Here is a 23450-nt window from a genome sequence, read left to right as displayed (position 1 = left end):
GGGGAATGGCGTGAACACCGAGAAGGTTACGGCTCGACGTCTTACGGCTGACGAGATTTCAGGCCTGGGACCCCAGGACAACATTTTTGTTCCGGCAGGGGTGGACGGCCTCTCTCTCGATTGCTATGCCCCGGCATTCCTGACGGCGCCGGGCAAGGATTTCGAAGGCGGGTCCTTCGTCGCGAAGACGGTCTTCGGTGAAGAGGTCCACGTCCTCCCGGACAACGCCGACGAGGGTGGCATCTGGGCCGCCGACGAAGCGGGGGAAACGATCGAGGTCCTGCAGAGCGCCGGCGTCCTGCTGAACCTCGCCCTCTTCGTGCCCAACGGGAGCAAGGAGTCCCTGGACTCGCTCTACGCCTCCGCGCGTGAGGCGTTCGGCGCGGGTGTCGTCCAGCGCTGGAGCGAGGAAACCGTCGCGGTGCCGGACGTCAAGGTCGACCTGTACGAGGAGCCGGCCCGGGCCCGGAAGGGCTCGAACGGCCAGAACCGGGACCGTCGCGCCCTGGACATCTACCCCACCCGCGTGCGGTTCCTGGAGCCCAGCGACGGCTGGAAGTTCATCGTCGAGCCGCACAAGGAGATTGTCGACGACACGCCGACGATCTGACCTGCTGATCCGGCCGGTTGATCGGATTCGACCAGTTGATCCGGCCGGCTGATCCGACCTGACGCGACCCGGCTGGGATTCTCCCGGCCGGGCGCTCTGCGTTTCGGCCGCTCTGTGTTTTGGCCGCTCCGGCCTACGGCTCCCGATGCCACGACCACTCCACGGGCGCGGGTGGGCAGTCGTCGCCGATGAGGGCGTATGGGCGCGAACACCGGCACACGGACGTCGGCTTCCGAGACGGGGTCCGCGCCGGCTTCCACCGACTCCTCCGACACGGCGGCTCCGGGCCGCGACGCAGGCGCGTCGGGGTCGGCATCCGCCTCGCCCTCGGACCCGAGGCCGCAGCCGTACCCACTCGTCAACCTGCATACGAAGAACTCGGTGGACCTCGACGATCCGACCACGGACGCAAAGGGCCGCACGGGTGAACTCCGCTTCGGATGCACGGTGGCGGGCTGTGAACTGACCTCCCGCACAGCCGCGTTGGAGCTGATGCCCACAGAGACGGCCACGACCCTCGACGATTGCCGTACGTACCTGGAGGACGACAAGAACCACAGCATCCCGCTCGCAGCCGCGGCCAACGGGAGCGAGATCTGCGTCAGGAGCGCCGAGGGTGACATCGCGCTCCTCGTGATCGGGGTGAAGTCGACCGCGATGCCGGAGGCCGGCTTCGTCCAGGCAGACATGACGATCTGGCGCGGAGCGGCCCTGAAGGGTTGAGGCGGCTCCTACGGGGCGGCCGGGGCGACCGGGGCGACCGGTGCCGCCCGCCCCTGCCAGCGCCCCCGCCACCTCGGCGACGGCCTTCGAGTGGAGCCCGTCAGCTTCCGGGAGGGCTCCGATCGGCGGCGCGTACGCGGACGAGTCTGGGGTCTTTTCGCAGCCTGCTGAGTACACGTACTCACGCCGCAGCCACATTCTCCTCAGGATCATGAGGCGATGCCGTCACCCGTCTGGAGTAGCTCATGATCGCGCGCAAGCTTTGCCGTCTGGGTTTTGCCAACCCTGTCTCTGCCTTGTACCTCGGACTTGTCGGAGCGGGGGCCGTGTTCGAGGTGGCTGTCGCCATCATCGAGGGTCCCCAAGAAATGGGAGGGCTGTGGGTCATGCTGCTGACCGCCCCCGTGTCGATAGCGCTCACAGAGGGCGTCGAGATGGTCGGAGGCGGGCTGTCCGACATGGTTCTGACTGTCGTCTTCGCTGTCAGCGCAGTCATCCAGTCACTGGCTCTGGGACTGCTCTGGGAAGGACTGCGAGGGATACGCAGAGAGTCCGGCCACCCTCGCACGCCTTCGTCCAGCAGGGCTTGAGCGCGGTCGATCACGGTCCTGTTCTCGCCGTGGGGTTTCCGTCGCCCAGGGTAGGGACGCCGCCGCGACAGCCGACGGTTCGACGCGGATCCTTGTGCGGGTCACCTGGTGTCCGCGTATCCGGAGAGGCCCCTCCCGGACCGGGACGGAGAGGGGCCGGTCGGGTCCGGAGGGGCCGCGTCGGCCCAGGACGGCCGGAGGATCAGCGCAATCCGGCGAACAGGTCGTTCTCGGGTAGGGCCGCGCCGGTGGCGTCCTTGACCCGCACGAAGGTCTCCACGCCCATGAACTCGGCGAACCTCTCCTTGCCCATTTTCAGGAAGAAGATGTTCTCGCCCTGGCTGGCGTGCGCGGCCAGGGAATCGAACTTCTGACCACTGAACGCGGTGGTGTCCACCCACGTGGTGATCTCGTCGTCCGGGAGGCCGATCTCGGCCAGCGCGGCGGCCTCGGCCGGATCCGGCTCGGGCATGTCCTCCTGGAACTCGCGCATGGTCTCGCCGAAACGCTGCATCATCGAGCGCGGCATGGTCGTCCAGTACACCTTCGGTGTCAGCGCGGTCATCTCCAGCGCGGCCATCGTGATGCGGTGGGCCTGGATGTGGTCGGGGTGGCCGTAGAAGCCGTTCTCGTCGTAGGTGACCACGACATCGGGCCGGTAGTGCAGCATGAGCTGCGCGAGCCGGGCAGCGCCTTCCTCCACGGGGGTCTGCCAGAAGGACCCGGGTGCCTCGTTGCTCGGCCAGCCGACCATCCCGGAATCGGCGTAGTCCAGCATCTCCAGATCGGTGATCTTGAGGACCTCGCGGCTGGCCTCGAGTTCCTGGCGGCGCATCGAGGCGACGGCCGCCGGGTCATGCCCGGGATCGCCCGGTTTGATGCCGCCCGGTCCGTCACCGCAACCGCCGTCGGTACACGTCACGAGCACCGTGCGGATGCCCTCCGCCGCGTACCGCGCGAGGACCCCGCCCGTACTGGTGGCCTCGTCGTCGGGGTGGGCATGCACTGCCATGAGCGTCAACGGCCGGTCAGTCATGAAGAACAGTCCTTCTGCAGAATTACGTGGTGGTCCGAGTGCACGGCGGGGGTACCGCAATGCCGGGGCGGCCGGTCCCTGGTGGTCCGGACGACCTCGTGGCCGCCGTCCGTCCGCCCGTTCGCCGCCGCACTCCCTCTCTCACAACCGTGCCGACCGGACCGGCTGTTCCCGGAACGTCCACCTTGTCCGAGCCGTGTCCGGACAAGCCCGTCGGGCGGGGCCCGCCAGGTGATCGCGTCGACGTACGCCCTGGTGTGGAGCGCGATGCCGTCCGTGCCGTGCCGTGCCGTGCCGTGCCGGGCCGGGCCGTGCCGTGCCGTGCCGTGCCGTGCCGGGCCGGGCCGGGCCGTCAGATGATGACCGGGACGGTCTCGGCCGGGTCGGTGGACCAGTTGGTGACGATGGGCTTGTCCACGGTGGCGGTGTCGGGGAGCTTGAGCTCGGCGGGATCGGGATCGTCGTCGGTGGTGGCGATGATGACGGTCTCGAACTCCTTGCCACCGTCGCCATCGGTGGTCTTGGGACTGATACCGGTGTACGCGACGGCGGAGCCGGTGAGCTTGATGGAACCTTCGCCGCCCTGTCCGACAGGAGAGGCGACGCCGTCGACGCCGGAGCCGAAGGACACGCTGGGAGTGTTGACGTCCAGGTAGCAGGTGATGCCGGACTTGGCCTTGGCGGTGACGAGGTAGTAGCCACCGGCCTGGGACTTGGCAGTGACCGTGAACTCCAGGTCGTTGGTGCCGCAGGACTGCCCGTAGCCGCTCTTGTCACCGTTGCCGGAGGCCGCGGTTCCGTCATCGGACGTGCTTGAGCCGGGCGCGCTGGTACCGGACGCGCTGGTACCGGACGCGCCGGCGGGGGTGCTCGCGCCGGAGGAGCCGGAGCTTTCGGCGGAGGGAGCCGAGGAACCGGCGGCATCCTCGACGTCGGAGGGGCTGCAGGCGGTGGAGGTGGCGGCGAGAGCCGTCACGGCTGCGGCGGCGAGGAAGAGACGAGTGGAACGTGCGGTGAGGCGCGAACGCATCATGATCTCCAGCGGCGATTCGGTGGCGGGGCTTCCTGCTTCCACCGATGACACTAGGACCGAGCCGATCTTGAAATGATCCTGGACACGTCCGGCTTCTGTCCCAGCGGCATCGGCTCCGAGGAATGGCCGGTCTCCCCACCCACCCGTACGGAGGAGAGGCCGACCAGGACCAAGGGCAGCGCCGGTGGCCTCGGCGGTACCGCCGGCCCGGAGAGGTACGGACAGCCGCTGGTCCGGTAGCCCCTCCGGGCCTGACATTCGTGGGCCGCGAGGGTTCGGCGGGGTCGCTCCCGACCGCACACGTCAACTAGGACTGGACCTCCAGCGGCCTGAGGAACCGGCGCTCGTAGCGCTTGATGCAGCGGGTCTCACGAGCCAGTTCGAACGCTTGCAGGCACTCCGGGTCGGACATGCTGTCCGAGCGGTACTGCTCGTACGCGGCCAGACCGGGGAAGGAGAACAGCGCGTAGGCGATATCGCTGTCGCCCTCACTGGGCAGGAAGTAGCCGTGGTGCGTCCCGCCGAACCGGTTGACGAGCCGCACCCAGCGGCGGCCGTACTCCTCGAAATCCTCGAGCTTGTCGGGGTCGATCTCGTACTTCAGGTGAATGGTGACCATGCCCGCATGATTCCGTGTCCCGGGCGGGCACCCGTACGGCGGGGGCCATGGTCGGCGGCTCCGACTCGGACGTGGGCGCCGCGTCCCCTCGCGGTGGAGGAGAGGGTGATTCGGCTGCCGGTGACCCGCTCCGCTGGGCGCGGACGGGGCACGAGGCCGGCAGCGACCGCGACCGTACGACAGGTGAAAGCCCGTGCCGATGGAGCGGCGGGTTCGGCATCATCCCGGTGTGATGGTGATGCGGCCCGTTCTGGAGATCTTCGCTGCCGCCGACGACTTCGCGCTCCGGCCGGTCGGCGAGCGCCCGTCACATGACCGCCTCGTGCTGAACGGGGAGCTCACCTCGGCGGAGGCAGGGACGGCGGTCACGCAGATCGCCGTCTGCCACGACTTCGAGCCGGAGGAGGGGCACAGGCCGTGCCCGACCGGCCCGCTCGGCAGATCCCTCCCCGTGCTGCTCACCATGCCGGACCTGTCGCCGCCGGAGGGTTCCGGCTGAGCGACAGCACCACCGACGCGGTCTTCGTCGGCCTTCGTCGAGCCAGGCAGGTCCTCCGGCCAGTCCCGGCGGGACTGGCCGGAGGTGATCGACGGCACCGGCTGCTCCTGCTCCTGCTTTTTTCTGCTCCTGCTCCGCCCACGATCCGTCGTCGATGGCCGAACGCGTCGGCGACATCGTCCGGCTGACGTCCGACGTTGACGGACGGACGGCAGCCCGGTGACCGAGGTGTCGGTGGGCCGGGTACGCGGACTCGTCGCGGAGGCCCGGCAGGATGTGCGGGACTCCCTCGCTCTCGCCGGAATCCGGACCGGACAACACCTGCCGGCACACGCCGCCGGAATCGCCGACCGAAGTGCTTGGGGCGTGTGGTCGGGCATGGGCGGCAACTACAGGGGTTACCCCTCGTACCCGTCGAAGCGGGGTGCGTGGGCGGGCATGGTTCGTGCTCCTTGATGTGAAGGGTGAAACAGGCCGCCTCGCGTCGGTCCTCGTGCGACTCCTGCCCGCGGGCCGACTGGGAGAGATCCCCATGCCGGCCCAACGAGTGTGGAGTCGGGCTGGTCGCGCGCGGAGCGGCTGCGCACCGGTCACGGGCCGTCAACGCCCCAGTGCCGCCCCACCGTTCACATGCACGATCTGCGCCGTCATGTACGCCGCTTCAGGTGACGCCACATAGTGCACTGCGGCGGCGATGTCCGAGGGGCGGCCGGCCTGGCCCGTCAGTGACTGCTCGGTCCGGGCGGCGACGAACTCGGGCGTGGCCCGGTCGCCGAAGAACTCGGTGTCGGCGACAAAGCCTGGAGCGACCGCGTTCACGGTGATGCCCTGCGGGCCGAGCTTCTGCGCCAGGTCGACGGTGTAGGCGTTGACGGTGGCCTTGGAGCCGCCGTACGAACCGGGGCCGCGCAGCGCGGCGATGGACGACATCTGGATGATCCGGCCGCCGGGCCGGGTGAGGTGCGGCAGCAATCCTTCGGTGAGCAGCACGGCGGTGAGCACGTTGGCCTCGAAGTTGCGGCGGAAGCTGTCCGCGACGCCTTCGAGGGTGCCGTCATGGGCCGGTGCGACGTTGCCGCCGGCGTTGGCGACGATCACGTCGACCTGCGCGCCGCCCGTGGTGCAGAACTCCACGGCTCTGCGGGCCTGGCGGGGATCGCTCAGATCGGCGGCGACCCAGGAGGCCGTTCCCGCACCATGCGCGGCGTCGAGCTCTCCGGCGGCCTTCTCCAGTGGCCCCTCGCGCCGCCCGATGAGGACGACGTGGTCGCCGTCCGCCGCAAAGACCTCGGCCACCGCTCGCCCGATGCCCGTACCGCCACCCGACACCACGACCCTGCGCTGCCCCACGACCTCACCCCATGTCCTCGTTCATGAACGATGGTCACATCTCTGCCCGGCGACGGTACGACCGCCGGTCTTCGGCGTCAACGGGCAGGTGCCGCAAGCTTTTTACCCGGATGACGGAGCCCCGATCCGCTCCAACATGCCCAGGATCCGCCCCTTCGCCTCCAGGTCACCGATCCGGAACGGATCGTAAGCTTGGCGTTTAACGCAGCAGGCCGAGTGACCTGCTGCGTTAAACGCCAAGCTGAGGGCTGAGTAGCCGACGTACACCCTTGCTGAGCGCGTCCGTTCTTCACACGGCCATCAGTCTTTGACTGGAGTCTCCAGCTCTTGGAGTCGTTCGCCGATGTCGGTGACCCATTCCTGTGCCCACTGGCGCAGCCCGGTGGTTGCTTGCTCGTCGAGCCCATAGGCGGCGAATTCCGTGTTGTCGATCCCGGCTCCGCCCCGTCGCGCTTGAAGGTCGCTCAGGTCGAAGGAGTCGCGTGCGTGGCGCCGTCCGAGCTCTTCGAGTTCGACGTGGCTCCAGCGGCTCGCGGCTGCCTGTACGCCGATGAGGTCCCTGGCGAGCCCGCGGTCGGACAACGCGCGGACCTTGGTTCCGACGACATCTTCGAGGGACAACACCAACCCGTGTCGGGTATGGACGGGTGGCCGCCAGAATGCTTCCTTGACCCTACCCCGACCAGTGCCGGGTGCTGGAAGCGATGTTCGGCGTCGGCGTCGATCTCCTTCTCACTTCCGCGTCGCAGGCAGTTGAACGGACCACGTCGGTGTCCGACCCCTCGCTCGTCATCCCGCCGTCACGGTCGGCCCCTGTCCTTCTCCCGACCGAGCAGGCAGCGGCGCTGCCTGTCGGCGGCCCGTTCAGCAGCGAGCCCCGCTTCGACGCGGGCACAACGGAATTGGAAAGGCAGTTCGCGATGGCGGCTCGTCGTGCGCTTCGGTTCACCGCGATGGCAGAGGGCAGCAGCATCGGCCCGGAGACCCTGGGCCAGATCCATGACGAAGTGCGGCGGCTCACCGCCGCGTACCCGAGGCTGGCGTTGCCGACGCTGCTCGGCGACTTGGTCGAGGTGCAGGACCTCACCTTCCGGCTGCTCGAACACGGCCGGGTCAAGCCCTTGCAGGCCCGTGAGCTGTACCTTCTCGCCGGGATCACGTCCGGCATGCTCGCCAAGGCCAGCCACGACCTGGGCAACCCGAGCGCCGCGATGATGCAGGCCCGTACGGCCTTCGTGTGTGCCGACAACGCTGACCACAAGGCCATGCGCGCCTGGGTCCGTTCCCTGCAGTCGCTCATCTCCTACTGGGCCGGACGCCCCGCCGAGGCGGCCGACTACGCCCTCCTCGGCCAGAGCGCGGCGGGCGACGTCCGTGGCACGACCAGCGTCTGGCTGACCTGTCTCTCCGCCCGCGCGCACGCCCTGATCGGTGACGCCGAGGCCACCCGTACCGCCATTCAGCAGGCCGAGGATGCCCGTGCGGCCGTCGAACTCGACGACCTCGACACCTTCAGCGGCATCATGACCTTCCCGGAGCCCCGGCAGCTCTACTACGTAGCCGAGGCCACCGTGCATCTCGGCGAGGATCCTGTGCTCGGCGAGAGCCGTTCCGAGGCTGCCGTCACCGCCTATCGGAACGCCGCCGAGGAGGAGTGGGCTTTCGGCGACAGGCCGGCGCGCAGACCGATCTCGCGCTCGCCCGCATCGCCCGGGGCGAGATCGAGGGCGCCATCGAGGCTGTACGGCCCGTGCTCGACCTCCCCGTCGAGCAAAGGAACTTCGGCATCACGAGCAGCGTGCAGCGCGTCCACGCCGCGCTGCACGCCTCCGGGCGGCGAACCGTCGGCGCGGTGGCCGATCTGCGCGGGGAGATCGAAGCCTTCACCGCCACCCCGACCTCCGTCCTCGTCCGATGAACCCGCGGGTAGGCTCCGCGCCCATGACCCAAGTCCGCCTGACCGGACCCCACCTGGCCCTGCGCGAAGTCGAACCCGAGGACACCGGCGCACTCCTGGCCGTCTACGGCGACCCCGAGGCCACCCGGCACCTCAGCTTCGAGCCCCGTACCACCGAGCAGGTCCAGGCGATTGTCGACCGGTCCATCGCCGCCGCCAGAGACACCCCCAGGACCGAGTACTGCCTCGCCATCACCCGGCTCGGTGAGCACCGCTTGGTCGGCTACGCCCGCCTGGCGACCGAACCCCAACAGGCGGCCACCATCGGCTTCGCCCTGCACCCGGCCGAGTGGGGGAAGGGTCTGGGTACGGAGACCGTCAATCTCCTGTGCGCCCTCGGCTTCCAGACACTCGGGCTTCACCGCATCTGGGCGGCCCGCTCGCCCCTCAACGAGGCGTCCGCGCGGACCCTGCTGCGGGCGGGCATGTCAGAGGACGGCCGGATCCGAGACCATGTCTTCGTCCGCGGAACGTGGCGCGACTCGATCACCTACTCGATCCTGGAGCACGAGTGGTCCCCGATCGATGGTATCGACACCGAAGGCCGCCCGTCCGCCGCCTCGCCCGACACGGACTGCGGGCAGGAGAGCCCACCCCGGTGATCCACGCCGGTGCTCAGGCTCCAACGACAGCTCGACCAAGGTCCTCACCGGACCATCCGCGCACAGCAGGGCATCACTCAGCTCGAACAGCGCATCGCGCCGTCCGGTCAGACAGAAGGAACGGAGCTGCCATTCCCAACTCGACGCCCTGCGAGGGAAGGTGTGGAGAACGTCGCCCAATCATGCCCCGAAGTTGGGAGCGCGCGAGCCCTCGAATATGAGCGGGAGGAATACGACTCCTATCCGTCCAGGTGGAAGCGGTCGGACATGCGTCGCAACTTCTCCCGGGTGGCGGCTCGTTCGGCGTGGGCGATGCTGCGGAGCGTGGAGCGGGCGATGGGGTGGTTACGTACGAGCTGGGGCGCGATCCGCTCCGCTGTCTCCAGCTCGGCCAGGGCCTTGTCGCGGTTCCCGTCCCACAGCCATGCTCGCGCGACGTCCATGTGGTGGTGTCCCTGACGGGAGTTGGGAAGCGCCCCCACCAGCATCGGGCTGGTGCGGCGGTTTATCTCCAGCGCCTGGCTCTGCTTGCCCATCTCCAGCGCCACGCTGATCGCGTGGATCTGAACGTTCCCTGCGGAGAACGTCAGCGAGTGCCGGTCGTAGACCGGTGCGCCGACGTACGCGTCCATGCGCTCGGCGGCATCCTTCGCGTAGCCGATCCGTTCCTCGGCCTCCGAGGAACGGCCGGCTCGGGCCGCGGAGACCGCTGCTCGCAGTTGCAGTGTGCCCCAAGCCCGCACGGCCAGCGGATCACCGCCCTCGTACGGCTGCTGCACCGAGGTGATCGCCTTGTCCGAGAGCGCGAGCGCGTCGGCCCAGTCGGCCGTGGCCCACATGTCCCAGACCCGCATCCAGTCGGCCACCGCCGGCAGCACGGGGTCTCCGGAAAGCCTGGCCGACCACGCCGCCCGCTCGCACGCCATGGCCACCAGTTCGGGGTGCCCGAGGGCGTGGGCGGCGGTGTGCGCGAACTTGCAGCACACCGCGTAGACGGCGTACGCCTCCTCCCGCTCGTGGCCGTCCGACTCCTCCGCCAGGGCCCGTGCCTCGCGGAACAGGTCCGGCAGGACGCGGAGGATCGCCACGTTGGAGGCGGTGTCCCGGAGCCGGTGCAACCGCGTCACCTCACGCCACAGTTGCGACGTCGGCCGGGGAACCCCGTCGAAGACGGGCGCGAGGTCGTAGCGGCGCAGCTCTCGCATGATCGAGGAGGCGGCGATCTGCCACTGGTTGTCGTCGGGCGAGCTGTTGTACGGGCGCCCGATCAGGTCGTTCGGATGGATGTGCAGCTCGGCGGCGACATGGTTGAGCAACCCGACCCTGTCCAGCTCGATCAGGCCGCGCTCCATCTTGGACACCCAGCCCTGCGACTTGCCCAGGGCTGCCGCCAGATCGGCTTGCGGCATGCCCAACCGCAGTCGCGCTCTGCGAGCACGCCGACCGATCTCCTCGGCTTCTTCCAGCATCAGGACACCTCCCGGCTGCCGGAGCGTCTGGCTCGGTGCCGGGACGTCCGTGCAAAGTTCGTCATCAGCAAGGTACCCAGGGCGGCGCGTGTGCGTGGGGCGAGTTTCTGTAGGAATGCGGTCATGCCGTGGAGGGCCAGCACGCCAGCACCAACTTGTCTAGACAACAAGAAAGGCCCCGGTCGATGACCTGGGCCTTCTTCGTGGAGCGGGTGACGAGAATCGAACTCGCGCTCTGAGCTTGGGAATCATGGGTGTTTGAGTGGATGGGATGGCTTTGACCTGCACGGTTGTCGCGAGTAGGGGTAGTCGCCTGTATCCGCTGGGGACCGTACGTGACCGCTGTTCTCCGTTCTGAAGGGCACGGATGGGGCACGTCGACGGCAGGTCATCGGTCTGAGGTGCTTGCCGGAGCGGGGGGCAGGAAACCACCCGTGGTGCAGACACCGCGTAGGCGCAGGCTGCGTGCAGGCGCTGGCAGGACGTCGCGCCTGTGAGTCGTTCGCGTCCCTGGTCGTCGCTGGCCAGAGACGGATCTTCTGCAAAGAGCGCCCAGCGCCAAGGGATCATAGAGATACTGGCCGTATGGCGCGCAACTACAGCGATCTCTCTCCTCACGATTTCGAAGTCTTGGTGAGAGATCTCCTCCAGGCAAGTCATGGCGCGCGCATGGAGACGTTTCCGCCAGGCCGGGACGGGGGAGTCGATATTCGACTTCATCGAGACGGCAAGGAAACCATCATTGCTCAATGCAAGCATTCGCCGGGGCGCGCTTTTGCTCAAATCAGAGGCCAGCTCGAAGCTGAGGCCAAAAAAATTGGCAACCGTTTTTCGTGTCGATACATTTTGGCCACCTCGGCATCGCTGACACGCCAGAACAAGCAGGAAATCGCAACCATGTTCGCCGGGGTCAGGCTGGAAGTCGATGACATTTGGGGCGTGGATGATCTCGATAACCTACTGAGGCTGCACCCCCGTGTGGAGATCAATAACTTCAAGCTATGGATTACTTCGAGCGCCGTTCTGGGGCATCTACTCCACCCTGATCTGTATCGGCGGAGCTCGGGACTCGTAGACCGGATCGTCAAGCGGCGCAGGCTTTATGTTCATAGCGAAGCCTATTCGGATTCGTTGAGGATTCTGGGCGAGCATCATGTCTGCGTTATTTCTGGAGAGCCAGGAATCGGTAAAACGACTCTCGCTGAGACACTACTCATCAAACTTCTGTCGGACGGATGGGAAATTCATTCTGCCTCCAGTGACGTGACGGACATCGAGAAGGTATGGAAACCGGGAGTCAGGCAAGTATTCCTGTATGACGATTTCTTGGGTCAGAATTCATTGCTCGACAACCTGAATAAGAACGAAGACGGCCGGATTGCGAGTTTGGTTGAGCGCATCCGTGATGTGGACGATAAAATTCTCATCATGACCACGCGCGAGTACATTCTTCAGCAGGCGCGGCAAGTCCACGAGCGCCTACAGAGTTCGCGAGCGCTAGTCGATGGCAAGGTGATTCTGGACCTCTCGCATTACACTGCGGAACAAAAAGCCAGAATCTTTTATAACCACATTCACTTCGCTGAGCTCTCTCATGTTGCGCGCGAGTCAGTCTTGCGGGGAAGAAGGTATATGGACGTCATTCAGCATGCCAACTTCAACCCCAGGATCATCGAGCTTGTTACGACGAACTTCGGAAACTCCGGAGTCAAGGATGAACTTTTCTTTGAATACGCGCTGAATTCACTCGACGATCCCCGCGAGCTGTGGGAGAGGATCTTTGAGAGCCAGTTGTCTGTGGCAGAGAGGAGTCTGCTGCTGGTTCTGGCCACCATCCGTACGCGCGTCGAACTCAGAGACCTCCATCGTGCACTAAATTCTTACGAGTACATTAATAGAGGGCAGCCTACGGATCTGCATAGGTTGCGACTACTTCTCAAGAAGCTGGAAGGTACCTTTATTCAGGTCACCGCAAACATGGCACTTGATGATCAGGTGAACGGGTTTCACCCAAAAAATCGGGCGCCGCTCATTGAGCTAGCTAACCCCTCCTTTGTCGACTATATCTCGTCGTACCTATCGACTCACCCTGATGAAATTCATCAGATGGCCTGCGGTTGTCTTTTCTTTGAGCAAGCGGAGACGCTTGCGCTCTGGGAGCTAGGGGAGGCTTCCCATGCTCAAGTCATCAGGATCGCATTTGATGCATTCTTTGGGGCGGCGCCGCGGGGCCGGCAGCTTCCTCGGCTCGCTCCTGGTCACCAGAGAGTGCTGATGGCTGCTTTGACTCGACTGGCATCCGTGGAGTCGTGTACCTGGGTGGATAGTCCTCGGCATTATGGAATTGCAATTCGACGCGAGGTCTCCGCCAGGAATCGACATCTTATTATGCTGATTCTTGACCATAAATATGGTCGAAATCTGCTTGGCGAGGATTCCCTGGTCGGCATCGTGCAAGAGCTGTCCGAGCGTCTAGCTCAGGCAGATGTGGGACTTGTGCAGCGCGAATTCCCACTCATGCGATATCTATCCAGATACGAGACCGTAGAGGGGCGGGTTGTTGCGGCTCGTGACATTGCAGCAGCCAGGCTGCTGAAGATCCTAGAAGATCCTGAGCACTTTCAAGCAGCCCTGTCCGTCTTTAGGGAACTCAACATCAAGCCTTCACGCTGGTCTGAGCGAAGCGAGATAGAACTCCGACAGTGCTTCTCTTCCTTTGCGCCGAAGTGGGACTCGGTGGAGGCCGGGAGGGTCAATGACGTTGTGGAATGCGAGAATTCACTTTCCTTGCTTCAGGAGGCGCTGGTGGATTTCGAACTTCATGAATCAATTGAGCCAGTCGCTCTTGCAGATCGGCTGTCGATGCTTCAAGACGAAGTGGCTCAGGATCTGGATTTCAGCGACGAAGAGTTGGACGAATCGGACCCCGGTGAGCGTGAAAGGGAAGAACGCAATGAGGGGGATGCTCACTCTGGTGGGCAGCCTACTGATCCGATCGATGACCTATTTCAAACGCTTACCTAACGGCGGGCCGGAGGTTGTGGAAGATCTCCGGATGGTCCGGGCCGGCCGGCCCTCCGAGCGGGTGCAACTGATCTATCAGCAGGCCACCAAGGAGCACCAGCGCAGGCTCGCCGCCAACATCGAACCCGATGTACCCCTGCCAGGAGTCGGCTACAGCTTCAGAGAGTGGCAGCGAGACCGTGCACTCGCTGACCCGCGCCCGCTGGAGGAGGTCTCGCGATGCAGGACCCGGCAGTGGAGCGTAGCCCTGCGGGTGACCGCGCGGAGGGCAGGGGTCCTACAGGTGGTCTAGACAACAGCCTAAGGCAACGGGTTCGGCGTCACCGAAGTATGTGTTCTATACCTGCTGCTGCTCGGGGACGAGCTGGTCGATGACGACGTGCGGGATGTCCACGACGAGTTGATCCGCCGCAACCCCTGCGCATCCGGGGCGCCGGATAGGAGAAAAGCATCTCACGACGGAACAAAGACTGCTCGTTCTGTCGCTGTGCACCCTGGGGGTTGAGATGTCGAACATTCGTGGCGCCGTGATCATCCTTGAATATGGCGATGAAAGTCCCCTATGCGACCCGCGGTCTCGAACCACTCCGGGGCGATGGTTCCGATGCCGCCGCCCATGAACAGGACCGTGCTCGGTTCGCCGACCGTACGAGCCAGCCGGTGCCCGGCCTGCTGCACCAGCGTGACCATGGCCTGTACGTCCGCGCTGGTGGGGACGTTGCTGAGCTGTACCGGCCGACGCAGGGCCGCAGCCGCGGCGAGGAGCGGCAGAGCGGCGTTCTTGGAACCGTCGACGGTCACGGCCCCGGCGAGCGGCGGGCCGGGACGGATCGCGATCACCTCGGCCGTGGTGGCAGGGATCTCGGTGAGGGACATGGTCATCTCCTTGGAAGCAGGGCGTGTACGGCCGCGTCGGGACATGCGTGCGGCGCGGGCACCGCGATCTCGGCCCAGCACCGCTTCCCGGAAGCGGTCGCCTCGACGTCGTGACGGGCGGCCAGCGCCGCCACGATGGGCAGGCCGCGTCCGGTCTCGTCATCCGCACCGGGCAGGCCGGCCTTCGGAAGTACGGGACTGGAGTCGCAGACCTCGATGCGCACCCGGCCGTCGTTCAGCTCCGCGGCCACCGAGATGGGGCCGTGTCCGGCATGACGTACGGCGTTGGTCAGCAGCTCGCTGGTCACCAGCGCCACGTCGTCCAGCACCTCGTCGGCGTCATTCAGCCGCCAGTCACGAACCCCTGCGACGACCCGGTGTCTGGAGTCCGTGACGGCGTGCGGCGTGCCGGCTACGGAAAAGCTGAAGCGAAGCGGTTCCACAGGAGTGCCTCCCGGTCGAGTGCGGCCTGACCAGAGAACCGTCCGGGGCGGTGAGCGGGATTGCCCGGCTGCCCGCTCCGCATGGCTCATGCAGTAGCTGCATGACCGCCAAGTGCGCGGTGACTTAGGCTCGGTTGAGAAGGCAGGATCGGGCGCGGCGAAAGGGGCCGTGACACAGATGACCGATGCGCACGACGAGGCGAGACGGCTCGGCGAGGTGCTCCGCCGAGCGCGTGTGCTCGCCAAGCGGTCCCAGACGGACGTTGCTGCCGCGCTCGGCTATCACCAGTCGAAGGTGAGCCGACTTGAACAGGGGAAGGGCACCGAGGACTCCCAGGTATTGCGTTCCATCGCACGGGAGTTGGGTATCCCCTTAACCTCCGTCGGTCTGGCCGACCTCCCCGATGCCAGCGACTCCCACACCGAGACAGACAACATGCATCGCCGCACCTTTCTCGCCACCAGCTTGGCCACGCTCGCAACGCCGCCTTCCTCGTCCCACGGCTACGGCGCGCTTGTGCACGCACTCCTCCCCGGGCCGTTCCCTCCGGCAGGGGGCGAGACGCAAGACCTCTCCCAACTCGGCGAACGTGTATCGGACGTTCGTCGTCTTCTCTACGCCTGCGACTACACGGATCTGGAGCGAACTCTCCCCGCTCTGATCACGGATCTCCGTCACGCTGCGACTGGTTCGGACGAGGCGACGGCTCTGCTGGCCACCGCTTACCAGACCTCTGCCAGTCTGCTTCTCAAGCTCGGCGATCAGGGCAACGCGTGGCTGGCGGTCGGGCGCGCGATGGCCGAGGCGGAACGCAGCGGTGACCCGGTCGTCCTGGCTTCCAGCGTTCGCGTCCACGCACACCTGCTCGCCCGCGAGAAGCACATGTCCCAGGCCATCACCCTGGTTCGGCACACTGCCGACCAGCTCACCGGCGCCTACGACCAGCGGCCACCGCGCTACCTGGCCGCGCTCGGCCTGCTTCTGCTGCGTGGCGTCACCGCCGCGAGCAGCGCGGGCGACCGCTCGGCCACCCGCGACTTCCTCACGGAGGCCAAGGAGGTCTCGCGTTTCGTCACCCTTGACCACTCCGACGCCTGGGCCAACTTCAGCCCGACGAACGTCAGCCTCCACGGCGTCAGCGCCGCAGTGGCCCTCGGTGACGCCGGGCTTGCCCTGGAGGCCGCGCGCCCTCTCATGCGACGGCACATTCCCGCCCCCGAGCGACGGGCTGCTCTCTGGGTCGAGACGGCTCGCGCGTACAGCCAGCAGGGCCGTCTGGACCAGGGGTACCAGGCGCTCCGCATCGCCGAGAGTTGCGCGGCGCAGGACGTTCGCCGCCCGGCCGTCCGGGAGCTGGTCGCGGACATGGCTGCTCGTGACCGTCGTCGTACGCTGCCCGAACTGCACTCGTTCAGCCGTCGACTGGGAGTCCCCGCGTGAGTGAGCAGCCCGACCAGCAGGCCAGGAAGCCCTTTCTTTACATCGTCGTGTGTGGGTCGGGCATCGCGGGTGACGTCGGCCGCCTGATCGCGGCGGCGCAGGAGGCAGGTTGGGGCGTGGGCGTCGTCGCCACCCCGCAGGGCCTGGGCTTCATCGACGCGGAGGCGGTCGAGGTGCTGACCGGGTACCCGATTCGATCGGCATGGCGTTCTCCCGGTGCTCCGCAGCCTCTCCCGGCCCCGGACGCGATCGCCGTCGTCCCGGCGACGTTCAACACGATCAACAAGTGGGCGGCCGGTATCTCCGACACTCTGGCGTTGGGCATCCTCTGCGAGTCGTATGGCCTCGGCATCCCGACCGCCGCCCTGCCGTACGTGAACTCCGCCCAGGCCGCCCACCCCGCGTACGCCGAGAGCCTGCAGAAGCTGCGCGCGATGGGCGTCCTGATCGGTTCCTACGAGCCCCACCGCCCCAAGGCGGGTGGCGGGGCGGACCGCTACCTCTGGGAGGAAGCACTCGACCTGCTCACCCCTGTGGTGGCTGCCAGGCAGTGATCGTGGTTGTCCGAAAACGAAGAAGCCCCGGGTCAGTGACCTGGGGCTTCAAGAGAAGAGCGGGTGACGAGAATCGAACTCGCGCTCTGAGCTTGGGAAGCTCATGTTCTACCATTAAACTACACCCGCAGCGCGCACCGATGATCGGCTGTGCATGCTCGCACACTGTACCTCATGGCAGGGCCCCGGCGAATTCGTCGCGGGCCCTTTCGGTGTTTCGGGGGGCTTGTCGGGGTGTGGGGTGGGCGGGCTCGGGGTGTGGGGGTGACGGGGGTGCGGTGGGCGGGAGTTGGGGGCGTAGGTTGGAGTGGAGCCGCGTGTGGAACCGCGTGTGGAACCGCTGGGAACCGTGTGTGGACTGCCGTGTGGAGCGGCGGGTGGAGTGGGTCCTGTTCATCCCCTAATGTGTGGCTTTCTCGTTCGAGGCCGGTTGGTTGGGGAAGGGACTTGATGGAGTCGTTGAGGGCAGTGGAGTCACGGACGCAGGCGGAGTCGTCGCTCAGGGTCGTGGAGTCGGTGGAGCGCACCGTCGTCCGTTGCGCGGAGGGGCACGTGTTCGCCACCTCGTCGTTCCCGATGCAGCAGCTCGGGCCGGACCGGATCGGGCCCGGGCGGCTGATCCGGTGCCCGCGGTGTGCGCGGCTGAGGAGCTCGGTGCCGGTGGTCGCGGCGAGGCGGTAGCCGGAAGAGGTATCCGGGAGGCGTAGCGCAGGGCGGCGGAGGCCGTCGTCGGTGGTGAGGGCAGGCGCGCGGGTGCGGTCCGGTTGGGGCGGGCTCGCGCGTTCTGCGTATCCTCGGATCGTGCTTCTCTCTGACAAAGACCTCCGGAACGAGATCGACAGCGGTCGGGTCCGTATCGACCCGTTCGATCCGTCGATGGTTCAGCCCTCGAGCATCGATGTGCGGCTGGACCGCTACTTCCGGGTGTTCGAGAACCACCGCTACCCCCACATCGACCCCGCCGTCGAGCAGCCCGACCTGACCCGGACGGTCGAGCCGGAGGGGGACGAGCCGTTCATCCTGCATCCCGGTGAGTTCGTGCTCGCGTCGACGTACGAGGTCGTGACGCTGCCGGACGACCTGGCCTCGCGGCTGGAGGGCAAGAGCTCGCTCGGGCGGCTCGGGCTGGTGACGCACTCCACCGCCGGGTTCATCGACCCCGGGTTCTCGGGGCACGTGACGCTGGAGCTGTCGAATCTGGCGACGCTGCCGATAAAGCTGTGGCCGGGGATGAAGATCGGGCAGCTGTGCATGTTCCGGCTGACCTCGCCGTCGGAGTTCCCCTACGGTTCGGAGCGGTACGGCTCGCGTTACCAGGGGCAGCGCGGCCCGACGGCCTCGCGTTCGTACCTGAACTTCCACCGGACCCAGGTCTGAGACGTGGGGCTCACCCGTAGGACCCAGGTCCGACACGCACGAAGGACGTCGAGGTGACGGGCATGGCAACTGCCGAGGACCGGGAGAACCTGACTTACGAGGGGTTCGGGCTCGCCGTGCGCGAGCTGTCCCAGGCGGTCGCCGACGACGGGTACGAGCCCGACGTGGTGCTGAGCATCGCGCGGGGCGGTGTGTTCGTGGCCGGCGGTCTGGCGTACGCGCTGGACTGCAAGAACATCCACCTGGTGAACGTGGAGTTCTACACCGGCGTGGGCACCACCCTGGAGATGCCGGTCATGCTGGCGCCGGTCCCGAACGTCGTGGACTTCACGCGCAAGAAGGTTCTGATCGCCGACGACGTCGCCGACACCGGCAAGACGCTGAAGCTGGTCCGCGACTTCTGCCTGGACCACGTCGCCGAGGTCCGCAGCGCGGTCATCTACGAGAAGCCGCAGTCGCTCGTGACGTGTGAATACGTGTGGAAGAGGACCGACCGCTGGATCAACTTCCCGTGGAGCGTCGAGAAGCCCGTGGTGCGGCGTACGGGGCAGGTCCTCGACTCCTGAGAAGTCACCCACGCATGACGAGGGGCCCGGACCGCTCAGCAGCGGTCCGGGCCCCTCGTCGTACGCGTACGGCTCAGATGGTGCCGAGCTTGAGGATGGAGAGCAGGCCGATCAGCTGGATCGCCGAGGCGCCCAGGGCCTTGGGCCACGGCAGGTCGTGGGACTTGCTCACCATCGAGGTGAAGAGCGCTCCGGCGGCCAGCAGGGTGATCCAGCCGACGATCTGGACGAACGAGTTCTCGCCGCCCAGGAAGAGGGCGAAGATCAGCCGTGGGGCGTCGGTGATCGACATGATCAGCATGGAGAGGCCCACGGTGGGCTGCCAGGCTCCGTCGCCGCCGAGCTGGCGGGCCAGCGTGTGGGTCACCGCGCCGAGGACCAGTCCGCCGATGACGAAGCCGACCCCGGTGAAGAGGACGTACGGGACCGCGGTGGAGATGGTGGCGTTGATGGCCTCTTCGCGGGCCTGGTCGAAGCCGAACAGCGCCAGCAGCCCGTAGACGAAGGTGACGATCAGGGCGGGGCCCCAGACGGGGTAGTCCCGCATCTGCCAGAACGTCGCGCCCGGCCGCAGCACGATCCCGGAGAGCAGGTCCTTCCAGCCCAGGCGGGGGCCGGCCGGCTGGGCCGGGGCGCTGCCCGCCTGGTAGGTGCCGCCGTCGGTGTACGGGTCGTCGCCGATGCTGAACGCCTGCGTGTGCCCGGGGTTGTTCGCGTACGGGTCGTGGCGCGGGGGCTCCTGGTACGGGTCGCCGAAGTACTCCGGCTCACCGTGCCCGCCCGGCTGCTGACCGCGTCCGTCGTTGCCGCGGGGCGCGGAGGTGTAGCCGCTGCCGTCGCCGTACGGGGTCGCGCGCGGCGCACCGTACTGCGGCGGGGCGGGGCTGCCGCCCGCCTGCGGCCACTGCTGACCGCCGTACGGCGGCTGTGGTGCCTGCCCTCCGTACGACTGCCGCTGCTGCGGGTTTCGCGCTTGCTGCGGTTGTTGCGGGGTGCGGTTGTCCCGGCCGCGTCCGATCCTGAATCCAGCCACGTGATCGAACGTACCTGGTCCGCGGGGCGCCCGGTGAGGGTGCGGGGGGACCGGGACGGCTTTGCGGCTGAGCTGTGACATCCCGTACGGGAGTCCGGCCGCCGCCCCGTACGGGTGAAGGCGGCCACCGGCGCGGGTGAAATCGGATGCCCGTACGGGTGAAATCGAGGGATGGTGCGCGAAAAGCGGCCGGTCCTGCCCCCGAGGCAGGTCCGACCGCTTCTCGCTGTGCGGGTGGTGCGGGTGGCGCGTTTCCCCGTGCGCGTTTCCCCGTGCGCGGGGTGCCCCCTGAGCGGGATGCCCCTGCGCGGGGCGGTTACGCGGCCGGTTCCGGCGCGGGTTCCGGCTCGGGCTCCGGCTCCGGTTCGACGGGCTTCTTCACGGACTCCAGGAGGAGCTGCGAGACGTCGACGACCTGGATCGACTCCTTGGCCTTGCCGTCGTTCTTCTTGCCGTTGACCGAGTCGGTCAGCATGACGAGGCAGAACGGGCAGGCCGTCGAGACGATGTCCGGGTTGAGGGAGAGGGCCTCGTCGACGCGCTCGTTGTTGATGCGCTTGCCGATCCGCTCCTCCATCCACATCCGCGCGCCGCCGGCGCCGCAGCAGAAGCCGCGCTCCTTGTGACGGTGCATCTCCTCGTTCCGCAGGCCCGGAACGCTCTTGATGATCTCGCGCGGCGGTGTGTAGACCTTGTTGTGACGGCCCAGGTAGCAGGGGTCGTGGTAGGTGATCAGGCCCTCGACCGGGGTCACCGGCACGAGCTTGCCCTCGTCCACCAGGTGCTGGAGCAGCTGGGTGTGGTGGATGACCTCGTACTCGCCGCCGAGCTGCGGGTACTCGTTGGCGATGGTGTTGAAGCAGTGCGGGCAGGTGGCGACGATCTTCTTCGTCGCCTTCGCCTTCTTGGTCGAGTCGTCGTCATCGTCCTCGCCGAACGCCATGTTCAGCATCGCGACGTTCTCCTGGCCGAGCTGCTGGAAGAGCGGCTCGTTGCCGAGGCGGCGGGCGGAGTCACCGGTGCACTTCTCGTCGCCGCCCATGATCGCGAACTTCACGCCCGCGATGTGGAGCAGCTCGGCGAAGGCCTTGGTGGTCTTCTTCGCCCGGTCCTCCAGGGCGCCTGCGCAGCCGACCCAGTAGAGGTAGTCGACCTCGGTGAGGTCCTCGACGTCCTTGCCGACGATCGGGACCTCGAAGTCGACTTCCTTGGTCCACTCGACGCGCTGCTTCTTGGCGAGCCCCCAGGGGTTGCCCTTCTTCTCCAGGTTCTTGAGCATCGTGCCCGCCTCGGACGGGAACGCGGACTCGATCATCACCTGGTAGCGGCGCATGTCGACGATGTGGTCGATGTGCTCGATGTCGACCGGGCACTGCTCGACGCAGGCGCCGCAGGTGGTGCAGGACCAGAGGACGTCCGGGTCGATGACGCCGCCCGTGGCGAAGCCACTGTCGGACACAGCCCCGGCGGTGCCGATCAGCGGGCGCTCGGCCTCGGCGAGAGCCGCCGCCGGGACGTCCTTGAGCTGCTCCTCGGTCGCCTTCTCGTTGCCTTCCATGTCCTTGCCGCCGCCGGCCAGCAGGTACGGCGCCTTGGCGTGCGCGTGGTCGCGCAGGGACATGATGAGGAGCTTCGGGGAGAGCGGCTTGCCGGTGTTCCAGGCGGGGCACTGCGACTGGCAGCGGCCGCACTCGGTGCAGGTGGAGAAGTCGAGGATGCCCTTCCAGGAGAACTGCTCGACCTGGGAGACGCCGAAGACGTCGTCCTCGCCCGGGTCCTCGAAGTCGATCTCCTTGCCGCCGCTGGTCATCGGCTTGAGCTCGCCGAGCGCGACGGCGCCGTCCGCGTTCCGCTTGAACCAGATGTTCGGGAAGGCGAGGAAGCGGTGCCAGGCGACACCCATGTTGGTGTTGAGCCCGACGGTGATGGCCCAGCCCATGGTGACGCCGAGCTTGATCATCGCGGTGAGGTACACCAGGTTCTGCAGCGTGGAGAGGCTGAGCCCCTTGAAGGCGGCGACCAGGGGGTACGAGGCGAAGTACGCGGCCTCGTAGCCGTCCACGTGGTGCAGGGCGCCCTCGAGTCCGCGCAGGGTCATGATCGCGAGGCCGATGACGAGGATGACCGCCTCGACGAAGTACGCCTGGCCCATCTTGGAGCCCGCGAAGCGGGACTTGCGGCCCGGGCGGCTCGGCAGGTTGAGCTGGCGGATCGCGATGAGGACGAGGATGCCCACCGTGGTCGCGAGCGCGATGAACTCCGTGTACGCCTCGTACGGCAGCCAGCCGCCGAGGACGGGGAGCACCCAGTCGGCCTTGAACAGCTGTCCGTAGGCCGTGACGATGGTCAGGCCCAGGGTCAGGAAGCCGACGGCGACGAACCAGTGCGCGACGCCGACGATGCCCCACCGGTTCATCCGGGTGTGGCCGACGAACTCCTTGGCCAGGGTGATCGTGCGGTTCTTGGGGTTGTCGGTGCGGCTGCCCGCGGGGACCGGCTGTCCGAGGCGGACGAACCGGTAGATCTGCGCGACGGCTCGGGAAATGAGCGCAACGCCGACCACGGTCAGCACCAGCGACACGATGATCGCGGCGAGTTGCATGTAAGGGCTCCTCGGGCCTGCGAGGGTGGGATTTTGACACTACTAAGCAGTAACTTAATCAGTCTGTGCTGACCCTATCCACTTATTCCAGTGGGCTGTAGCCGGGCAGGCGGTGATCTGTGTCGCTCAGGCCACCCTTGGCCCGGCGGGCCGTTCCGCGGAGAGTCGCGCGCACAGGAGTGTGCACGGATTCCGCCAGGATTGCCAGATCGAGCCTGATTCGCTGGATTTGGGTACGGCTCCGGGCCAGGGTCTGGGCGTAGTGCAGGTCGAGCAGGGCCGTCTCGTCCCACGGCATCCCCGAGCGGGCGCGCACCTGCGCGAGCCCGGTCAGCCCGGGGCGCAGCTCCAGCCGCCAGCGGCGCGGCCCGCCGTCCAGGAGCCGTGGATCGTCCGGCGCGAGCGGCGCCGGACCGACGAGCGACAGCTCTCCGCGTACGACGTGCGCCAGCCGGGAGACCACGTCGAGCCGCAGCCGCCGGGTGCGCAGCGAGCGCAGGACGAACAGGCGTCCGCCGAGCCCCGCCCGGGTGCGCCCGTCGAACACCTGGTGCGGGCCGTGCTGTACGGCGAGGGCGAGGGCGGCGGCCAGCAGGACGGGGGCCGCCAGGAGCAGCAGGGCCGAGCCGAGGGTCACGTCCAGGAGTCGTTTGGCCCCGTCGGCGGGGGGCAGGGTCGGGTCCGGTGGCCGTACGCCGTCGTTCGCCGGGGTGACCACGGGCCTTCGGCGCCATGGGGCGGGCCGCCTCGGGGGCCGGACCGGCTGGAGTGACTGCCACCATGCGCCGCCGCTTCGTCTGTAGCGCCGCTGCCTCGCGTTCCGCATCGCGCCCGCCCGGGGTTCGGAGTTCGGTGGGGGCCGGGGCCGGTGCGTTTTGACCGGCTCACGGCATTTTGTGACAGAACAATCCCACGGTGCGATGGTGGGACGGGGGGAGTGGAGCGCGCCGCGTTCTGCGTGTCTCGCCGAGGGGTGCGGCGGCGGTGGGGATCGTGTCGCGCGAGCGGTGCGCGGGGTGCGCCCGGGGCGTCCGTCCGGGGCGGCG

At 67.2% G+C, this 23450-nt stretch carries 23 protein-coding genes, 1 tRNA gene and 2 pseudogenes; 12 read left to right on the top strand and 14 right to left on the bottom strand.

The genetic code is table 11. The features are described from left to right. Positions 1-10 precede the first annotated feature (10 nt). From ACFZAX_RS04115 to ACFZAX_RS04105, 3 genes are all read left to right on the top strand, one after another. Positions 11-610, top strand: a complete 600-nt coding sequence (locus ACFZAX_RS04115; protein WP_390958873.1) for a hypothetical protein — start codon at positions 11-13, stop codon at positions 608-610. 381 nt (positions 611-991) lie between these two features. Further along, complete coding sequence (locus ACFZAX_RS04110; protein ID WP_390958871.1) at positions 992-1333, top strand: hypothetical protein; 342 nt, start codon at positions 992-994, stop codon at positions 1331-1333. A gap of 245 nt (positions 1334-1578) precedes the next feature. Further along, on the top strand, positions 1579-1923 hold the full coding sequence (locus ACFZAX_RS04105; RefSeq protein ID WP_390958869.1) for an SCO4225 family membrane protein: 345 nt from the start codon (positions 1579-1581) through the stop codon (positions 1921-1923). A 202-nt stretch (positions 1924-2125) separates the two neighbouring features. Here the strand turns inward: ACFZAX_RS04105 and ACFZAX_RS04100 are convergent, their stop codons facing one another. Together ACFZAX_RS04100 and ACFZAX_RS04095 are read right to left on the bottom strand one after the other, a co-directional pair. Beyond that, complete coding sequence (locus tag ACFZAX_RS04100) at positions 2126-2959, bottom strand: PIG-L family deacetylase (RefSeq protein WP_390958867.1); 834 nt, start codon at positions 2957-2959, stop codon at positions 2126-2128. 352 nt (positions 2960-3311) lie between these two features. Continuing rightward, positions 3312-3989 (bottom strand): hypothetical protein, encoded by a 678-nt coding sequence (locus ACFZAX_RS04095; RefSeq protein ID WP_390959230.1) that lies wholly within the window; start codon positions 3987-3989, stop codon positions 3312-3314. Positions 3990-4064: 75 nt separating this feature from the next. Between ACFZAX_RS04095 and ACFZAX_RS04090 the strand changes: the two genes are divergently transcribed. Next, positions 4065-4232, top strand: a complete 168-nt coding sequence (locus ACFZAX_RS04090) for a hypothetical protein (protein ID WP_390958865.1) — start codon at positions 4065-4067, stop codon at positions 4230-4232. Positions 4233-4299: 67 nt separating this feature from the next. On the opposite strand, the gene ACFZAX_RS04085 is transcribed toward ACFZAX_RS04090, so the two are convergent. Further along, on the bottom strand, positions 4300-4611 hold the full coding sequence (locus ACFZAX_RS04085; RefSeq protein WP_390958863.1) for an NIPSNAP family protein: 312 nt from the start codon (positions 4609-4611) through the stop codon (positions 4300-4302). A gap of 232 nt (positions 4612-4843) precedes the next feature. Here ACFZAX_RS04085 and ACFZAX_RS04080 point away from each other — a divergent pair, with 232 nt between their 5' ends. Continuing rightward, positions 4844-5110 carry a hypothetical protein gene (locus tag ACFZAX_RS04080; RefSeq protein WP_390958861.1) on the top strand — a complete coding sequence of 89 codons (267 nt, stop codon included), beginning with the start codon at positions 4844-4846 and terminating at the stop codon, positions 5108-5110. A 600-nt stretch (positions 5111-5710) separates the two neighbouring features. On the opposite strand, the gene ACFZAX_RS04075 is transcribed toward ACFZAX_RS04080, so the two are convergent. The 3 genes and pseudogenes from ACFZAX_RS04075 to ACFZAX_RS04065 all read right to left on the bottom strand — a co-directional run bounded on the left by ACFZAX_RS04075 (position 5711) and on the right by ACFZAX_RS04065 (position 8037). Further along, positions 5711-6460, bottom strand: a complete 750-nt coding sequence (locus ACFZAX_RS04075; RefSeq protein WP_390958859.1) for an SDR family oxidoreductase — start codon at positions 6458-6460, stop codon at positions 5711-5713. Positions 6461-6760: 300 nt separating this feature from the next. Further along, positions 6761-7132: pseudogene (locus ACFZAX_RS04070) on the bottom strand (hypothetical protein); the annotation flags it as partial. 128 nt (positions 7133-7260) lie between these two features. Continuing rightward, the gene (locus tag ACFZAX_RS04065; RefSeq protein ID WP_390958857.1) at positions 7261-8037 is read right to left on the bottom strand and encodes a hypothetical protein; all 777 of its coding nucleotides are present in this window, start codon (positions 8035-8037) and stop codon (positions 7261-7263) included. Positions 8038-8114: 77 nt separating this feature from the next. On the opposite strand from ACFZAX_RS04065, the gene ACFZAX_RS04060 reads away from it, so the two are divergent. Both ACFZAX_RS04060 and ACFZAX_RS04055 read left to right on the top strand, forming a co-directional pair. After that, positions 8115-8378, top strand: coding sequence for a hypothetical protein (locus ACFZAX_RS04060; protein ID WP_390958855.1), 264 nt, complete (start codon positions 8115-8117; stop codon positions 8376-8378). Positions 8379-8401: 23 nt separating this feature from the next. Further along, the gene (locus tag ACFZAX_RS04055; RefSeq protein WP_390958853.1) at positions 8402-9019 is read left to right on the top strand and encodes a GNAT family N-acetyltransferase; all 618 of its coding nucleotides are present in this window, start codon (positions 8402-8404) and stop codon (positions 9017-9019) included. On the opposite strand, the pseudogene ACFZAX_RS04050 reads toward ACFZAX_RS04055, so the two are convergent. Beyond that, a pseudogene (locus ACFZAX_RS04050) lies at positions 8978-9130 on the bottom strand (transposase); the annotation flags it as partial. The gene ACFZAX_RS04055 and the pseudogene ACFZAX_RS04050 overlap by 42 nt on opposite strands. Positions 9131-9258: 128 nt before the next feature. Further along, positions 9259-10488 (bottom strand): helix-turn-helix domain-containing protein, encoded by a 1230-nt coding sequence (locus ACFZAX_RS04045; RefSeq protein ID WP_390958852.1) that lies wholly within the window; start codon positions 10486-10488, stop codon positions 9259-9261. Positions 10489-11073: 585 nt separating this feature from the next. On the opposite strand from ACFZAX_RS04045, the gene ACFZAX_RS04040 reads away from it, so the two are divergent. After that, entirely contained in the window at positions 11074-13512 is a 2439-nt protein-coding gene (locus ACFZAX_RS04040) for a restriction endonuclease (protein WP_390958850.1), read from the top strand. Between the two features lie 531 nt (positions 13513-14043). Here the strand turns inward: ACFZAX_RS04040 and ACFZAX_RS04035 are convergent. Next, on the bottom strand, positions 14044-14388 hold the full coding sequence (locus tag ACFZAX_RS04035; protein ID WP_390958848.1) for a hypothetical protein: 345 nt from the start codon (positions 14386-14388) through the stop codon (positions 14044-14046). Between the two features lie 2 nt (positions 14389-14390). Then, a complete protein-coding gene (locus tag ACFZAX_RS04030) occupies positions 14391-14831 on the bottom strand; it encodes an ATP-binding protein (RefSeq protein ID WP_390958846.1) in 441 nt (146 codons plus the stop codon). 178 nt (positions 14832-15009) lie between these two features. Between ACFZAX_RS04030 and ACFZAX_RS04025 the strand changes: the two genes are divergently transcribed. Both ACFZAX_RS04025 and ACFZAX_RS04020 read left to right on the top strand, forming a co-directional pair. Then, on the top strand, positions 15010-16272 hold the full coding sequence (locus ACFZAX_RS04025) for a helix-turn-helix domain-containing protein (RefSeq protein ID WP_390958844.1): 1263 nt from the start codon (positions 15010-15012) through the stop codon (positions 16270-16272). After that, complete coding sequence (locus ACFZAX_RS04020) at positions 16269-16826, top strand: flavoprotein (protein WP_390958843.1); 558 nt, start codon at positions 16269-16271, stop codon at positions 16824-16826. Before ACFZAX_RS04025 ends, ACFZAX_RS04020 begins: the two co-directional genes overlap by 4 nt. A gap of 58 nt (positions 16827-16884) precedes the next feature. On the opposite strand, the gene ACFZAX_RS04015 is transcribed toward ACFZAX_RS04020, so the two are convergent. Further along, positions 16885-16955 (bottom strand) — tRNA-Gly (locus ACFZAX_RS04015). Positions 16956-17627: 672 nt separating this feature from the next. On the opposite strand from ACFZAX_RS04015, the gene dcd reads away from it, so the two are divergent. Together dcd and ACFZAX_RS04005 are read left to right on the top strand one after the other, a co-directional pair. Continuing rightward, entirely contained in the window at positions 17628-18203 is a 576-nt protein-coding gene (gene dcd / locus ACFZAX_RS04010) for a dCTP deaminase (protein WP_390958841.1), read from the top strand. Between the two features lie 62 nt (positions 18204-18265). After that, on the top strand, positions 18266-18769 hold the full coding sequence (locus tag ACFZAX_RS04005; RefSeq protein WP_390958839.1) for a phosphoribosyltransferase family protein: 504 nt from the start codon (positions 18266-18268) through the stop codon (positions 18767-18769). A gap of 73 nt (positions 18770-18842) precedes the next feature. Here ACFZAX_RS04005 and ACFZAX_RS04000 read toward each other — a convergent pair whose 3' ends face one another. The 3 genes from ACFZAX_RS04000 to ACFZAX_RS03990 all read right to left on the bottom strand — a co-directional run bounded on the left by ACFZAX_RS04000 (position 18843) and on the right by ACFZAX_RS03990 (position 23122). Beyond that, positions 18843-19802 carry a YIP1 family protein gene (locus tag ACFZAX_RS04000; protein WP_390958837.1) on the bottom strand — a complete coding sequence of 320 codons (960 nt, stop codon included), beginning with the start codon at positions 19800-19802 and terminating at the stop codon, positions 18843-18845. Positions 19803-20118: 316 nt separating this feature from the next. Then, entirely contained in the window at positions 20119-22404 is a 2286-nt protein-coding gene (locus ACFZAX_RS03995; RefSeq protein WP_390958835.1) for a heterodisulfide reductase-related iron-sulfur binding cluster, read from the bottom strand. 82 nt (positions 22405-22486) lie between these two features. Continuing rightward, positions 22487-23122 carry a sugar transferase gene (locus ACFZAX_RS03990; RefSeq protein ID WP_390958833.1) on the bottom strand — a complete coding sequence of 212 codons (636 nt, stop codon included), beginning with the start codon at positions 23120-23122 and terminating at the stop codon, positions 22487-22489. Positions 23123-23450: the final 328 nt, after the last annotated feature.

It is taken from the genome of Streptomyces sp. NPDC008125, from assembly GCF_042957125.1.
GTDB lineage: Bacteria > Actinomycetota > Actinomycetes > Streptomycetales > Streptomycetaceae > Streptomyces.
The sequence above is the reverse complement of the archived record's forward strand: the minus strand, read 5'-3'. Positions and strand labels throughout refer to the sequence as shown.